At 37.6% G+C, this 15,704-nt stretch carries 13 protein-coding genes; 2 read left to right on the top strand and 11 right to left on the bottom strand.

Translation table 11 applies throughout. The features are described from left to right. Positions 1-35 precede the first annotated feature (35 nt). The 3 genes from TY11_RS02460 to TY11_RS02450 are packed head-to-tail and all read right to left on the bottom strand — an operon-like array spanning position 36 to position 3,574. The gene (locus tag TY11_RS02460) at positions 36-1,226 is read right to left on the bottom strand and encodes an anhydro-N-acetylmuramic acid kinase (protein ID WP_231495758.1); all 1,191 of its coding nucleotides are present in this window, start codon (positions 1,224-1,226) and stop codon (positions 36-38) included. Positions 1,227-1,241: 15 nt separating this feature from the next. Then, on the bottom strand, positions 1,242-2,834 hold the full coding sequence (gene nagZ / locus TY11_RS02455; protein WP_042142512.1) for a beta-N-acetylhexosaminidase: 1,593 nt from the start codon (positions 2,832-2,834) through the stop codon (positions 1,242-1,244). Between the two features lie 20 nt (positions 2,835-2,854). After that, the gene (locus TY11_RS02450; RefSeq protein ID WP_042142510.1) at positions 2,855-3,574 is read right to left on the bottom strand and encodes a PIG-L deacetylase family protein; all 720 of its coding nucleotides are present in this window, start codon (positions 3,572-3,574) and stop codon (positions 2,855-2,857) included. A 343-nt stretch (positions 3,575-3,917) separates the two neighbouring features. Here TY11_RS02450 and TY11_RS02445 point away from each other — a divergent pair, with 343 nt between their 5' ends. Next, a complete protein-coding gene (locus TY11_RS02445) occupies positions 3,918-5,459 on the top strand; it encodes a SpoIID/LytB domain-containing protein (RefSeq protein WP_042142508.1) in 1,542 nt (513 codons plus the stop codon). A gap of 335 nt (positions 5,460-5,794) precedes the next feature. Here the strand turns inward: TY11_RS02445 and TY11_RS02440 are convergent, their stop codons facing one another. The 8 genes from TY11_RS02440 to TY11_RS02405 form a co-directional block, all read right to left on the bottom strand. After that, complete coding sequence (locus TY11_RS02440; RefSeq protein WP_042142506.1) at positions 5,795-6,670, bottom strand: MurR/RpiR family transcriptional regulator; 876 nt, start codon at positions 6,668-6,670, stop codon at positions 5,795-5,797. Positions 6,671-6,686: 16 nt separating this feature from the next. Continuing rightward, the gene (locus tag TY11_RS02435) at positions 6,687-7,667 is read right to left on the bottom strand and encodes an N-acetylglucosamine kinase (protein ID WP_042142504.1); all 981 of its coding nucleotides are present in this window, start codon (positions 7,665-7,667) and stop codon (positions 6,687-6,689) included. Between the two features lie 6 nt (positions 7,668-7,673). Beyond that, positions 7,674-8,573 carry an N-acetylmuramic acid 6-phosphate etherase gene (murQ, locus tag TY11_RS02430; protein WP_042143067.1) on the bottom strand — a complete coding sequence of 300 codons (900 nt, stop codon included), beginning with the start codon at positions 8,571-8,573 and terminating at the stop codon, positions 7,674-7,676. A 4-nt stretch (positions 8,574-8,577) separates the two neighbouring features. After that, the gene (locus TY11_RS02425; protein WP_042142502.1) at positions 8,578-9,732 is read right to left on the bottom strand and encodes an exo-beta-N-acetylmuramidase NamZ family protein; all 1,155 of its coding nucleotides are present in this window, start codon (positions 9,730-9,732) and stop codon (positions 8,578-8,580) included. Positions 9,733-9,747: 15 nt separating this feature from the next. Then, the gene (locus TY11_RS02420) at positions 9,748-10,599 is read right to left on the bottom strand and encodes a carbohydrate ABC transporter permease (protein WP_042142500.1); all 852 of its coding nucleotides are present in this window, start codon (positions 10,597-10,599) and stop codon (positions 9,748-9,750) included. Positions 10,600-10,610: 11 nt separating this feature from the next. After that, the gene (locus TY11_RS02415) at positions 10,611-11,477 is read right to left on the bottom strand and encodes a carbohydrate ABC transporter permease (protein WP_042142498.1); all 867 of its coding nucleotides are present in this window, start codon (positions 11,475-11,477) and stop codon (positions 10,611-10,613) included. A 463-nt stretch (positions 11,478-11,940) separates the two neighbouring features. Next, positions 11,941-13,245: an ABC transporter substrate-binding protein gene (locus TY11_RS02410; protein ID WP_042142496.1), complete on the bottom strand. Its 1,305-nt coding sequence runs from the start codon at positions 13,243-13,245 to the stop codon at positions 11,941-11,943. Between the two features lie 448 nt (positions 13,246-13,693). Further along, positions 13,694-14,671, bottom strand: coding sequence for a tetratricopeptide repeat protein (locus tag TY11_RS02405; protein WP_042142494.1), 978 nt, complete (start codon positions 14,669-14,671; stop codon positions 13,694-13,696). Between the two features lie 229 nt (positions 14,672-14,900). On the opposite strand from TY11_RS02405, the gene TY11_RS02400 reads away from it, so the two are divergent. Further along, positions 14,901-15,488, top strand: coding sequence for a D-Ala-D-Ala carboxypeptidase family metallohydrolase (locus TY11_RS02400; RefSeq protein WP_231495756.1), 588 nt, complete (start codon positions 14,901-14,903; stop codon positions 15,486-15,488). The last annotated feature ends 216 nt before the right edge of the window (positions 15,489-15,704 follow it).

Below are 15,704 nucleotides of genomic sequence, written 5' to 3'. Positions count from 1 at the left end.
ATAAGTAAAAACTAATGTATGAATGCTAAAACTATTCACCTCCTTAACGTTCCCCAAGCTACTTTGCCCAACATGACTTTACGTTTAGCTCCTGTAGCTGGCGGAAAATTATTCGTTCTTTTATTCAAATACTGATACCCTAGTAACGCAAAGACCATCGCTTCTTTGGCATCAGCAGGCATACCAATCTCATCCATTTTTCGGAGTTTAATATCTGTTGGTAAACCGCTTTCAATTTCCCTCATTAGTGTCGGATTATAACATCCTCCACCACTAATAAATACTTCTTGAATATTCGCTGACTCTAGATGTAGCTTAATTTGATCTGTTAACGTGACAGCGGTTAACTTGGTAACCGTTGCTATTCTATCTACTAAACTAATTGCAAGCTTATCTGCGGTATCCCATAACGAGCTTGCGTACTCTTCACCAAAAAGCTCTCTACCTGTTGATTTAGGTGGTTCTAACGCATAGTAAGGTTCGTTTAACAAATCCTCTAGCCAATCATGGATTACCTTACCACCAGAAGCTAATTCACCGTTTTTGTCATATCCCTGTTTTCCATTTGTTATTCTTTTTGCGAAATAATCCATAATCATGTTCCCTGGACCTGTGTCATATGCCTTCACCAGATCCTCATTCCCATTTGCAGGTAGAATGGTTAAATTAGTGATCCCGCCAATATTGACTAGTACTCTACCAATTTCCTTATCACGGAAAAGTAGATAGTCTGCATAGGGAACAAGTGGTGCTCCTTGGCCACCTACCGCCATATCTCGAGTACGGAAATCTCCAACGGTTGTAATTCCTGTTTGTTCCGCTATCGTACTAATATCACCAATTTGCAGGGTAGATGTTACGTTATGAATTCCGATTGTTATTGCTTCAGGTTGATGAAAAATAGTTTGACCATGGGAACTAATGAAGGCTATATCCTCTGGTTGTAAACCAGAGGCTTTAATCACTGTTAAAGCTGCTTCTCCATACAATCTACCAAGCAACATATTCATACTGGAAATCATTTGTATGTTTGCCTTTGCTGGATCACAAAGCTCTAATATTTCCTGTTTCACTTCAGCCGAGTAAGGAATGGAATCAAAATGCGTCAGTTCCAACTGAACATTCTCCTCTTCCTCTGAAATCTTTACTACAGCAACATCGATTCCGTCTAAGGAAGTCCCTGACATGATACCAACCGCATAACAAAATCCGTTCTCAAAAAGCAAGGTCATCATCCCTTCTTATTGTGGAAGTGTAATCGGTAATCTCCCTTTTACTTTCACTTTTCCAAACACTGCTTCAATAGCAGCTTGTAATGCTGGTGCTGTAAACTCATATGTTGCAAGATATGCTTTAACATCTGGTAAATAAGAAATATCATAGGGACTTCTTGTTGCGATAACAATTACATGAGAGTTTACCTGGAAAAGCTCTTCCACCATTTTCACTTGTTGGTCATCTGGTTTAACCGATAATGTTCCAACAATTACAGCTTTAAATTCTTTTGCAATCTCTTTAACACTTGCTATTTCTTCAGTTGTTGGTGGATTTGATAACTCAAATACCTCCGTATTGTCATGTAAGTTCTGTACTGTTTCTCCTAAAGAAAACGTAGCATATCGTTTATCTTCCACCTGAGTGGCATAGCTGTTCTTCGGATAAACAACCAATACACGATCTGACTCATCTACAGCTAAAGGAAGTATATTTTCATTTTTCACAACCGTTATTCCTTGTTTGTAAATCTCATATGCTTCAACCTCGTGGAGCTTAGAACCTACAACATTAGCAACAATTGGCTCTGAACCTAGTGATATATCATTCCAATTTAAATATTTGTCTTTCAATTCCATGACACGCTGATAGGCGTCATTTATTATATCCTCTGAAATCTCACCAGTCATCAATGATTCCTGTATATAACTAATTGCCTCATACTGTCTTGCTTGAAGATGGGAGATCATAATTAAATCCACACCAGCTTTCAGCGCCTCGACAGCCCCTTCCGCTGTTCCAATCCCTTCCGATATCGCATTCATTTCCATACAATCGGTCGTAACGACGCCATTGTACCCAAGGTCCTCGCGAAGTAATCCTGTAATAACCTTTTTGGATAATGTCGCTGGTACATTTTTCTCAGTCTCAATTGCGGGAAAATATACATGTGCTGACATAATAGTATCTGCTCCTTGCTCGATAACATCCATGAATGGTTTTAGCTCAATCTCTTTCAATCGGTCCATATCATGAGCAATTGTTGGTAGATCAAGATGTGAATCTACATTAGTATCCCCATGTCCTGGGAAATGTTTTAACGTCGTAATTATCCCAGCATCCTGCATCCCTTTAACAGCCTGCTTACCGAACTCCGAAACCATTTCAGCAGATTCCCCGTAAGAACGAACACCAATGACAGGATTATCTGGATTGTTATTAACGTCTAACACTGGAGCCAAGTTCCAGTTAATTCCTAATGCTTTTAATTCACGTCCTGTAAGAAGTCCTGTGATATAAGCATTTTCACTTCTACCAGTCGCTCCTAGTATCATAGAACCCGGGAAAATAGTTGCACCTTCTCCAAGTCTACGGACAACCCCATTTTCTTGATCTATACATATTAGTAATGGTTTCTCATGCCCAGCATTTTTCGCTTCTCGTTGTAATTCGGTTGTTAGCGCTAGAACTTGTTCTGGTGTACCAATATTTCTAGCAAATAAAATAATTCCACCAACATGATGTTCTCGAATAAGTTTTTTAATCTCTGGTGTTGCAGTCTTCCCTTTAAATCCAAACACCATTAACTGTCCAATCTTTTGCTTCATTGTTTTATCCATATGTATCACTCCAAGTTTGTCTATAGTTCAAATCCAGGGATAGATTTACCTTTTCTAGTATTCATACCTATCGGGAATTTTAAAGTCTGTGCATACGTTGTTCTTGCTACACATCCTCTTACCGTACCAAGTGCCTTATAATAGTCATAATATCGAAAGTCACTAGAGTTCATGATGAACCAATATTGTGATAAAGCTTCTAAATAGGTATCATATTCATCCGACACATCTACAAAAATATCTGGCACATACCCTTCCATATCCTCCCAGTTTTCACTATGAAACATTCTAGTAAGAGAGTGTGGTACTAATCCATCTATATCAAATCCAGGGAGGGCTGCTTTTAACCATGCTGCCTGAACAATTCTAGGGCAAAGGGCATGATCCGGATGCATACTGTTCTCCCAATGTGTGATCACAATATTTGGTTTCAGTTCTCGGAAAATCTTCGCTACTCTAGTTACAGTATCTTCATCCTCTTTTAATTCTGCATCCTTGTAATCTAGTGTTATACTTTTTCCACCAAGTATGGCTGCCGCCTTTTCCGCTTCTTTTATCTTTTGCTCTCGATATTCGTTAGGCTGGATGTGAGGAGGATTTCCTTTTTCACCTGCTGTTAAGTGTAGGAATGTTACTTCATGACCAGCTTTAGCATATTTGTGTGCAATTGCTCCTGCTTGGATTTCAGCATCTCCACAATGTGCTCCAACTACCATTACGTGATGTTTCTTCTCGTTCATTTGTCACACCTCACTTTTTTGGTATTAAACTATGAATCTTTGATATCGCTTACATTTCACTGTTAAAAATATGAAATTATCCGGAATTCAGAAAACTCCATTTAAAAGATTCATCATTTCTTCATCCATAATTCACTATTATTATACATTAATATCAATTAATTGAAATACTGATTCATAATTTTTTACAAAAAAATGTTTTCATATTTCAACAAAATATATCATTTTACCTAATTTATCTATAAAAAGGTTATTTATACCTACAAAAATAAAGGAGGTTTATTTTTGTGTTTGTTGAATAGTAATAGTATAAAGCACTTTATAAAAAACGGAGGTGTTCGTTATGTCGAAGAAAATATGTACCATACTTCTTGTCGGTTTAGTAGCCTTTCTAGCTTTTATCACACAAGCTATTACTACTAGTGCTGAGAGCGGGACACAATTGATTCGTATTGGAGTTGTGCCATCTACTGACTCAGTCAGTATTGGAAGTGGCCATGATTTTACGATAACAAATAAAGATACTGGTGAAATCATTTACAATGGGGAGGGCGATGAAGTTTCAATAGAATTATCCTCTACTTCTACAATTGAAACAAATTATCGTCTTCAAACTGCCTGGACCTCTGATGAAACTAGAATGCTAGACTGGAAAAACAGGGCTGAAGCGGCAGGGCATGAGACCTACATTGAAGATTACAATGGTGGATGGCGTCTATTAATTGGAAAGTTCCCTGAGAATGCTGGTTGGGGAGAACGTGAGGCATTTCGTCAACAGATGATTGCAGAAGGATTTGCTGGAAATGATTCGTATTGGCGATTAATTACGATCTCTTCTGGAGAATCAGAGATGCGATTGGTCGCTGATGGATTTGATGAGATTATACCTGCTGCCGTTCAAATAAGTTCCGAAAATGGATTAATTAAGATTAATGGTAAGCAATATCGCGGTATCGGTGAAGTTGGTTTTAATAGCAATGGCACATTAGCAGGAATTAATGAATTACCATTAGAAGAATACTTATATGGTGTAGTACCGCTAGAATTACCACCTGCTCCTTACGATGAACTTGAAGCCCAGAAGTCCCAAGCAGTAGCTGCTAGAACTTATGCCATTTCAGGATTAGGAAAACGTAGTTCAGATGGGTATGACTTACTACCCACTACTTCTGATCAAGTGTATGGAGGATATGATGCAGAGCACCCTATCTCCACTCAAGCTGTTCACGAAACAGAGGGGGTTGTTGCAACCTACAATGGGGATTTAATAAGCGCTGTCTATCACTCTACAAGCGGTGGTATAACATCAAATAATGAGGATGTCTGGTCTTCGGGTCCGATTCCTTATTTACGTTCCGTTCCTGTTAGCGAACGGGTGATGTCCGCTGATAAAGAAGAAGGTAGAAACTCTCAACGAATTAATAGAATGATTGAGTTTGAAAAAGAATGGTCCAGATATTATCGCTGGAGTCATGAGTGGACAAACGAAGAGATGAGTCAAGTAGTTAGTGATCACTTCAGTGTAGAAGTAAATGAAGTCCATGAAATTAATGCACTAAACTACTCCAATGGTAGAGTAATAGAAATCGAATTTGTAACAGATAATGGAACCTTCTATGAATACAAAGACCAGATTCGTTGGGCTCTAAAGTATATCAATGATAATGGTAGCCAGAGTGTTTTACGAAGCACATTTTTCCAAATTGAGCCAATCATAGATGAGGAGACAGATACTGTCACAGGCTTTGTCGCAGAAGGCGGTGGCTGGGGACACGGTGTTGGAATGTCCCAAGTAGGAGCAATGGGAATGGCAGTATATGGGTATTCCTATGAAGAGATACTGAAGCACTTCTATACAGGAATTGAACTTGAAGAGCGGTATTAATTTTATTTATAAAAGGGTCAGTGTTAAGCTGGCCTTTTTCCAATGCTTGAGATCTATATGAATCAATTTAAGGAGAACTTATCTCGTTAATCCAATTTCCTTTTCCTGTATTAGTTGTAAAACTCCTTTAGCCAACCCTTCATAGTTTTCTAGGTCTTTATTTTCGGATGTTCATTCTTCTAATCGGACAGGATAAAAACGCGCTCCGTATTCATCTAACTTCTCGTATATTAGGTCCACTGCCATTCCATACGAATCCCTTTCCCCGTACGAGGAATCACCTGCCCCAAAGACAGCCTTTCAGCAAAATTAGTTTTCAATTCAGGATTTGTCCATTATTTATTTTTCGCATTCATTTGTCCTTTAAAATACTCCACCGCTTCTCGAGTTGCATCAAGTCGTTCCACAGTCTTCTCATATTCCACCGAAGCAACACACATAAATAAAATATCAATTAAGTGAAGCTGGGCAATTCTGGATGATGTTGCACCACTTCGATTTACCGCTTCTCTTGCAGAGGAAGTGAATAAGTTAATATCAGCATAATTGGTTACCATAGTATTCCCATATTTCGTAATACTGATGGTTTTCGTACGCTTCTTTTGGGCTAGCTCCAAGAGCTTTGCAACTTCAATCGTATTACCCGAGAAAGAGATCCCTACAACGACATCATTGGGACCTTTATTCGCAATTGCAGTTGATGCCATATGTAAATCAGAGTAGGCATGAACATGTTTATTAATACGAATGAACTTTTGCTCTGCATCTTTTGCTGTTATAAAAGAGGCTCCGAATCCTATAAATGTAATAGAATCTGCATGGATTAACGTCTTCACAGCTTCCTTCAAACGCGAAATACTTACCATATTCACTGTATCCTTAATGGTTTGCATCGTGTTCGCAGTTACTTTCTCAATAATCTTAAGATAATCTTCATTAGGTTCAATATCTCGAAATTCAGAGCTACTACCTTCTTGAAGGTCACCAGCAACACGTAGCTTTAATTCCTGAAAACCACTAAAACCTAATGATTTACAAAGGCGTATCACCGCTGCCCCACTTGTTTTGCTCTCCTGTCCTAAGGCTTGGGCAGTTAATAAAACCGCTTCTTTAGGATGCTCCAGAATAAATTGTGCAATTTTTCTTTCTGATTTTGGTAGGCTATCTACCATTTCTTTTATGATGGTTAATCCGCCCTTCAAATGGGACATACGTTATACACCTACCTTATTGTTTATTATTCATCAACCTGCGAAGATTCATTTCAACATCTGCCTTCACACAGCTACCAATCTCTAAATAGGCACCTATCAACGAGCCGAACACTGGTGGAAGTTCCGGAGTGACTAATGACATTCTCTTCGGATAATCAATCAGTGCATCTTGAAGTAATGCAGAAAGAATATTGGAATTTGAAAATAATCCACCACACAGAATAACCTCAACCTTTTCTTCTTCTTTAAAAAGCTTCTGATCAAGAGTGATAATGCTTTGACTGATTTCCTCTGCTACTTTTCGTAGAATATTAACAGAAACGGCATCTTTTTTCTCAACCGCTTCAAATACAAGCTTTGATAGTCGAGATATTTCTAATCTTGGACTATCCGAATGATATATTTTATCGATAAGTTCTCTACCTGTACGAACGTTATATAATTCAAAAAGCATATCTAACAACACGGTATTGGGTCCACGACCATCCACAAATTGTAATGCTGATTGAATTCCTTTTTTGCCGACATCAAAACCACTACCTTCATCTCCTAAAAGATAACCCCAACCACCAACACGACCTTGTTCTTGGTTACGGTTCACCCCAAACGTAATGGATCCGGTTCCAGAAATTTGAACGATTCCAGGTTTACCAAACGTTCCAGAATAAAGTGCATTGACCGAATCAGGCACTACCTTAATTTTTGTTTCGGGTAAAAAGTAAGGTGTCATGATTTCCGCAATATGTAAGGCAGATTTCTTTGTACCTGCTCCTGCTATACCAGCAAAAACACTGGTAACTTGCTTTAAGCTATCTGGTACTTCTCTCTCGATATCTTGGAATATTTGTTTAAATATACCGTTTAATGTTTCACGGGGGACAGCATTGGGATTAGTCGATTCATATCGCTTATTCGTTAGGACATTCCCAGCCTTATCCGCTAATACCACTTGAGTTTTTGTTCCGCCACCATCTATTCCAATTACATAATTCATTTTACATCACCCTAATACAGCACTTTTTGTCTCTAGATATGTTATGGATTCTCGCAAATTATCTTCATAGTCAGTTAGAATTTCGAAAGCTTCCTCTGATGAAATGCTAAATTTACTCACTAGTACAGCAGCTTTCAAACGATTATCACAAGCTAGTAGCGCTTCCTTGGCGGTATCTTCATCGACTTCTGCGATCTCACAAATAATACCAATAGTTCTATTTCTTAATTTGTGATTTGATGCTTGAACATCTACCATATAATCCTCATATACTTTCCCTAGCTTAATCATCGTTATCGTTGAAATCATATTGAGTACAAGCTTTTGAGCAGTTCCAGCTTTTAAACGTGTTGAACCACGGACAATTTCTTCTCCGACCAGTAATTCAATTGGTCCGTCCACAAGTTCCGCTATTTTAGAATCCGGCTTGCAAACAATTCCTGCCGTAAAAACCCCTAATTCCTTTGCTTTTTCAATTCCACCAATGACATATGGGGTTCGACCACTAGCAGCAATCCCGATTAACACATCTTTTTCAGTTAAGATATTTTCAATATCGATTGCTCCTTGTAGCTGATCGTCCTCAGCATTTTCAACTGCAAAGCGAATCGCTCGATCACCACCAGCAATAATCCCTGTAAATACGTCTGTACTTACTCCAAAAGTTGGTGGGCATTCAGATGCGTCAAGAACCCCTAATCTACCACTAGTACCAGATCCCATATAAATTACTTTTCCACCATTTCTAATTGCTTCGACACATGCATCAATGACAGGTTTTACTTGAGTTAATGCGTTTTCTACAGCTAATGGCACGGATTTATCATGATTATTCATGGTGGTAAGCAAATCCTCCACAGCCATTTGATCTAAGTGTTGTGTCATGTTCACCTCTCCTTTACGCATTGTCTTATGTTGTATACAATAAATAGTTCTTTCTAATTTTCTCAAATTGTTGATTTTGTTCTGCTGATTGAGCCCGTAAAGCACTTGTATCGCCTAACTCAATTTGTTTACGTAATTGGTCAGTACCCGCTAACAAATCCAAGAAGTATTGATTTCTTTTACCAGCTTGAATAAATTCGAGTCTATCCGGATAAAGGCGATAGATTGTTTCTAGTAATGAGATTCCAATCTCAAAGGCATGAAGGGTTTGACGGTCTGACACATGAACTTGAACACCCTCGCAGACTGCGCCCTCATGTTTGGAGTACATTGGTTTAAAAACAGCTTGACGAAAGCGAACCCCATCTAGGTTTAACGCATTCATTTCATCTGCCAATTTTCTCCCATCGATAAAAGGAGCTCCAATTACTTCAAATGGCTTCGTTGTACCTCTTCCCTCGGATAGATTGGTTCCCTCTATTAAACAGGTTCCTGGATATAATACACACATATCCATCGTGGTTGTATTTGGTGTCGGTGAAACCCAAAATAGATCCGTCTGATCAAAGTACAAATCCCTTGACCAACCTTCCATTGGAATAACTTCCAACTCACATTCAATGGAGAACTCATTTTTAAACAAGTGTGCTAACTCACCAATCGTCATCCCATGACGTACTGGAATAGGAAATTTACCAACAAAGGAACGAAAATCTTCTTCTACCAGATTCCCTTCAACGGTATTACCATTGATTGGGTTTGGACGGTCCAGTACGACTACTTTCTTTCCTTCTCGCCCACAAATTTGCATGGTATTAGCTAAAGAGTATATAAACGTATAGTAACGAGTACCAATATCTTGTAAATCACAAAAAACTACATCTACATTTTTCAGCATATCTACATTAGGTTTCTTTTCTTTGTTATATAAGCTGAAGACTGGGACTCCTGTATAAGCATCCACACTTGAATCAATTAACTTCCCTTCCTGAACTTCACCTCTGAGACCATGTTCTGGTCCAAAAAGAGCTGTTAATTGTATGTTTTCATGCTTAAAAAACAAATCGATGGTTGATTCTAAGTTGTGGTTGACTCCGGTTAAATTGGTTAACAAACCAATTCGCTTCCCAACATATTCTTCTGTATATTTTTCTAGAAAAACTTCTAAGCCGAGTTTCATTGTTATTCCTCCCGCTTAACCTTTGATTGCACCCTTCATTGCCCCGCCGATAAAGAACCGCTGCAGAAGAAGGAAAATGGTTATGATTGGAATCATAGAAATGATTGCTCCAGCTGCAATTAATCGCCAATCTGATGTAAATGTTCCAGATAACATGTTAAGTCCAAGTGGTAAGGTATACATATCATTATCATTTACTATAATTAATGGCCATAGGAAATCTCCCCATGCCGATACAAATGTAAAAATAGTTAAAGTCACCATAGCCGGTTTTACCAGTGGCATTAAGACACGTAGCCAAATTTGGAAACTGTTCGCTCCGTCCATTCTAGCTGATTCATCCAATGATTTTGGTACCGTCATGAATGCTTGACGCATAAGGAATACACCAAATGCCGTTGTCACATGTGGTAATACCATACCAAGATACGTATTCTGTAAGCCTAGCTTTAATGAAATAATATAAACTGGAATCATTAATAGTTGGAATGGAATCATCATGGTTGCAATGATTAGAACGAAAATGATATTTTTCCCTTTGAAATTCATCCTTGCTAGTGGATATGCTGCAAGAGAACAAAATAGTACGTTCAATACAACGGTTAATACTGCTACTACAGCACTATTGAATAAGTATCGCCAAAAAGGAAATACCTCCATTACTGTGGAGAAGTTTGATAATGTTGGCTCCTCTGGTAATAATTTAGGTGGATATTGAAAGATATTTTCACTTCCAGATTTTAATGCTGTAGATAATAACCATAGAAAGGGTCCAATCATAAAAAGTGTCACAGCGATTAAAAGAATATAAAGGGATATCTTCTTAACTATTTTCCGATTAGGTGCTTGTTTCTTTTGTTTAGCCATCATGATTCCCCCTATTCCGAATTATCCTTACCCATAACTTTTAAGTTAATGAGTGAGAATACTAGAGTTAATAAGAATAATATTACACCAGCGGCACTTGCATACCCCATATTTAATCGGTCAAATGCTTCTGTGTAAATATAGAATACTAGTGTTTCCGAACTATGAAGTGGTCCCCCACCAGTCATGACGTAGATTTCTTCAAATACTTTCATAGCAGCAATGGAAGACATAATTGTTACAATCAGAACAAATGGCATTAACATCGGAATCGTAATACGGATCATTTTTTGCCACCAGTTTGCACCATCAATATCCGCTGCTTCATATAAACTATCAGGTATAGATTGTAAGCCTGCTAGATAAATAATCATATAGTAACCTAAACCCTTCCAAACGGTAACAACCATGACAGCAAATAATGCTGTTTGGGTAGAGGTTAACCATGGAATTGGTTCAGAAATTATATTCAATAGATCAAGTACATAGTTTAAAAGTCCATTCTCTTTATAAACCCAGTCCCAAGCAATACCTGCTACGACTAGGGATGTTACTACTGGGATATAGTAAGCGCTACGGAAAAATGCGATTCCCTTTAGCTTTTGGTTTACTAGTACTGCTAAGAAAATCGGTGCAATTACAAGTGCTGGTACTACCCCAACAAGGTAAATTAATGTATTGGTTAGTGTTTTCCAGAATAGGTCATCTTGGAAAAGTTGTGTATAGTTATCGAATTTTACAAATGATGGATCGGTGATCATGTTATAGTCAGTGAAGCTCATCCAGATTGCTTGTAGCATTGGATAGAAGATAAATGCTCCTAGTATGATACAGCCTGGTAATAAAAATAAGTATGGTGTAAGCTTATTGTTTCTCAAGGATTCCACCCCGTTCTTTTTGAGGTTTTTGATCTATTTTAGGTCCTAATGAAGACCGCGGCCCGAATACACTCCGATTTCCATGGGCGGCTGGTGAGCCTCGGGCCAACAGGACAAGGATATCTTCCTTGATTGACATCGCACGCAGAAAAAGTGTTTTTCTTTTTCAAGGATGTTGGTCACAAAGACGTTGCCACAGGGAAGTGGCGATCTTAGCCTTTGAACCCCTAATTCCTGCTGTGGGGTCTCACCTATGCCTATCTTCCCACAGGACAAGGAGCGCTTCGTCAGCGTAACATCTCACGCAGAAAAAGCGCTCTTCTTTTTCAAAGAGTCTCCGTGTATTCGGGCCGCTCAGTGCTTCATTTAATACTTGTTTTCTATAAACTTATCATTTCCTACAAAATATTCTATGCAATAAAAGTACAAGAAAGTAATAGATTTCCTTACCCTTTAGTTCCTATTATTTTGCTAGGATTTCGTTCCATGCTTTTTCTGCTTGATCTAGGGCTTCTTGTGGTTCCATTTCGCCTAGCATGGATGCTGAGATTGCGTCGTACATCGCTTGTCTTAGTTCATCATAGTTTTCCATTGGTGGTACTAGTAGTTCTGCACTGTCTAATTGAGATGCAGATACGATACGTACTAGATCAGTTGCTTCAGCATCTTCCCCAGCTTCTGTAAAGAATGGATCTGCTAAAGCTTCTACGTTAGATGGTAGAATTGGTGTTAATTTAGAGAATTCTAATTGGTTTTCACCGTTTGTTAAGAATAAAGCGAATTTAACTGCTGCTTCTTCATGTTCAGTTTGACTTGGAACAACAACGTTTTGTACGGACATTGTTTTCTTGCCAGACTTACCTGTGATTGCTTCAGATGGTAATGTGTTTTTATAGATTTCTGGTGCATTTTCTTTAACTTGTACAATGAATTGTGAACCATCAAAGAATGCAACTTGACCTGCTTGGTACATGTCAATTGTAGAACGTTGGTCACCAGTTAATGCTTCTCTAGGAATTAATCCGTCTTGGTATAGATTTGTGAAGTATTCAAAGGCGTAAAGTCCTTCAGCTGTATTGAATGCAGCTTGTGTTCCATCTTCGTTTGTTAATTCAGCACCCATCATAACCATATGTTGAAGTACTAATGATAAATCCATTGATGGGAAGTATCCGTATTTACCAGTTTCTTCTTTAATGATTTTTGCATATTCTGCTGCTTCTTCATAAGTTGTTGCTGGCTTTTCAGGATCTAGTCCTGCTTCTTCATAAATTAATTTGTTATTTAATGTTACAGATGTAGATAGATACCAAGGAATAGCGAACGTTTTACCGTCGATTTGGTTTGCTTCCCAAGCACCTTTTACATATAATGCTTTGTCTTCATCGGATACTGCTTCTTCCATATTTACAAGTGCATCTAATTCAGCTAACTGAGATGCAAATGTTGGGTTAAGGTTTACAACATCAGGTGCTGTGTCAGTACTTACAGCAGTAAGGATTTTCTTACTTAAATCTGCTGCCGGTACATCTAACCAATCCACTTTAATATTTGGATTTTCCGACTCAAAATCCTCAATAATACCATTGATATAATCTGTAAACGTTGGTTGTAATTGCATTGTCCAGAATTCAATAGTGACTTGTTCATCATCACTAGAAGACCCCTTACTTTCATCTGAGCTCTTTTTGTCATTGTTACCACATGCTGCTAGAACAAGCATTGATATAACAAGTACAAAGGCTAATAAACCTAATTTTTTCTTCATAATTATTCCCCTTTCATCCTTATGATTTTACTTATGAAGCAATAATTCTCCCCTAATTCCCCCCAGAAGTGGACTATTCTACTAATCTAGTAGATTTAAAATTCCATTCATATGTAAACCCTTTCAATTAGAGGAAAAAATTATTTGGGCTTTTTCTTTTACCCAAACCAAGTATATTAAATAATATTCCACTAGTCAACAACATTTTTTGAAATAATATTTCAATTAAATTCACCAAGTCTCTTATATTGCTAGTTAAAACAAATATACTACAATAAGATAATGAAATTCAGAATAATTTTATTTTAATATGTTTTGTATTTTTTAAAATATATTTCAACATCAAATATGAAAATAAGAACAGATGAAACCATATGGGTTTAAATCTGTTCTTTTTTATGGGTTTCGTACTCTTACATGACGTTAAGATAAAACACTATTTGCTAAGTTAGTATCCGATAATCTCTAAGAATGCATCATCTTCGATTAAGTTATGAAACATGGGGTCTTCGTATGCCCAATCCTTATAGCTTGGATCAATCTCTATCGTTTTGGTTAACAGCTTAAGTGCTTCTTCTTTTTGTTCCATGTACATTAACGTAAGACTTTTCCCATAATATCCATATGGGGACTCGGGAAACTTCTCGATCATCGTGTCGTACACGTTAACAGCTTCCTCTACCTTATTTAAATCAACTAATACGGAACCTTTGTAATAGTAAGCATCAATTTGTGAAGGGTCTAAGGCAATAATTTGATTACTAAACGCCACTACTTCTTCAAGGTTTCCAATCTCATCATGGATATACATCAAATACCACAATGCATCAATATCCCCTGGAATCAATTCGTTGTATTTGTTAAGCGCTTCTAATGCTGTTTCATATTCACCGATAAAATAATTAGCAATCCCTTTTCCATAAAAGGCATATTCACTATTTGGATTAATTTTTAACGCTTCTTCATAGTAAGTCAATGCTTCTTGATCTCGATTCATTGCTGACAGTGCATTTCCCATATTAATATATTCCGTATCATCGTCTGGCTTTAAATTAATAGCTTCTTTTGCAAAGTCAATTGCCTCTTCAAACCTACCTAACTCATTTAAAGCCCAAGATTTATTACTTAGCGATGCTTCAAAGGCTGGGTCTATCTCCAACGACTTATCTAATGAAACTAATGCTTCATCAGCTCGTCCAAGCTCAAGTAGGAGATATCCGCGCTCTCCATGTAGACTTGCATCATTTGGATACTTTTCAATTCTTTCATCGATGTATGATAACGCTTCTTCAAATTCACCATTCTCATAGTGAGCTTGTACCTTTTCACTATCAAATTTCATGTCAACCTGAAACAAAGTTGCTGGACTGCATCCAAATAATAACGAAGTTCCAATAAATAGAATTAGTATAGATAATTTTTTCATTACAGCTATTCCCCTTATATAGATATTAGTACAAAATTCTCAGATAGTATGCTGTCACCTAAATGGTTTTATTAAAATTCACGCTATTTATAGAATAGCATATTCAACTATTTAGTGGGACGGGTGTAATTAAATTTTCAGGATTATCTTGTCTATAGAATAAAAGTCTATCCTCATACAAAAGTCCTTACTCAAAAATAGATTACAAGAAGGTTCCAGCGGTTCCGATGTGCGAGAATCACAAATAAGGGTGGTCGGTTGGGCTGCTGATTCCCCTACAAAAACGTATCTTGTTGTTGATGGACAATTTGGTCCTGCAACAAAAGCAGCGGTAATACGTTTTCAAAGGGCATATGGATTAGTAGCTGATGGAATTGTTGGTTCCGCTACACAAGCAAAGTTAAATTCATTAGAAAGTTCAACTGGAACCAAAAACTTTACGTATAGTGAATTTTATTCCGGTGATGGGCAGGGTTTTAATGGTGGTGAAGTGTCAGCAACAACGGTTAAAGAAAATGTACGTAGGCAGATGTATAAACTAGAAGCTGTTCGTGTTAAGATTGGTAATAAACCAATTGTAGTCAACTCTGGATTTAGAAGTGTTGCCTATAATAGTAGCATTCCAAATGCTCATTCGAACAGTCAGCACATGTATGGAGTTGCAGCCGATATTAAAGCTCCTGGTATTTCCTTAAATACTCTTTTAAATGCAACTAGATCTTCAGGATTTAGTGGTTCTTATAATGGGGGTACCTATGTTCACGTAGATAGCGGAATAGAATACCCATACGGTGCACAGTTCTGGTATTGGCCTTAATTAGTTCTTGTTATATGGGGATTACACCTCTGTGAATTACTTTACAGAGGGGTAATCCAAATTAGAATTTATTCAACGTTCTTTTTTTCTCCTTTTTGAAACTCTGAGACAGACCCAAAACTGAACTGCACCCCAATTGTTGGACACACAAACAACAATTGGAGGTGCAGTTTTTTTATGGCTAAATATACATTTGAAGAAAAATTATCTGCAGTT

The sequence above is a fragment of the Paucisalibacillus algeriensis genome, assembly GCF_000577245.1.
Taxonomy (GTDB): Bacteria; Bacillota; Bacilli; order Bacillales; family Amphibacillaceae; genus Ornithinibacillus.
The sequence above is the reverse complement of the archived record's forward strand: the minus strand, read 5'-3'. Positions and strand labels throughout refer to the sequence as shown.

Excerpts from the sequence above, each read along its gene's own strand:
- nagZ (WP_042142512.1), bottom strand. The coding sequence starts at position 2,834 with ATGGATAAAACAATGAAGCAAAAGATTGGACAGTTAATGGTGTTTGGA.
- TY11_RS02405 (WP_042142494.1), bottom strand. The coding sequence starts at position 14,671 with ATGAAAAAATTATCTATACTAATTCTATTTATTGGAACTTCGTTATTA.
- TY11_RS02420 (WP_042142500.1), bottom strand. The coding sequence starts at position 10,599 with ATGGCTAAACAAAAGAAACAAGCACCTAATCGGAAAATAGTTAAGAAG.
- TY11_RS02450 (WP_042142510.1), bottom strand. The coding sequence starts at position 3,574 with ATGAACGAGAAGAAACATCACGTAATGGTAGTTGGAGCACATTGTGGA.
- TY11_RS02445 (WP_042142508.1), top strand. The coding sequence starts at position 3,918 with ATGTCGAAGAAAATATGTACCATACTTCTTGTCGGTTTAGTAGCCTTT.
- TY11_RS02425 (WP_042142502.1), bottom strand. The coding sequence starts at position 9,732 with ATGAAACTCGGCTTAGAAGTTTTTCTAGAAAAATATACAGAAGAATAT.
- TY11_RS02440 (WP_042142506.1), bottom strand. The coding sequence starts at position 6,670 with ATGTCCCATTTGAAGGGCGGATTAACCATCATAAAAGAAATGGTAGAT.
- TY11_RS02410 (WP_042142496.1), bottom strand. The coding sequence starts at position 13,245 with ATGAAGAAAAAATTAGGTTTATTAGCCTTTGTACTTGTTATATCAATG.
- TY11_RS02435 (WP_042142504.1), bottom strand. The coding sequence starts at position 7,667 with ATGAATTATGTAATTGGAATAGATGGTGGCGGAACAAAAACTCAAGTG.
- murQ (WP_042143067.1), bottom strand. The coding sequence starts at position 8,573 with ATGCGTAAAGGAGAGGTGAACATGACACAACACTTAGATCAAATGGCT.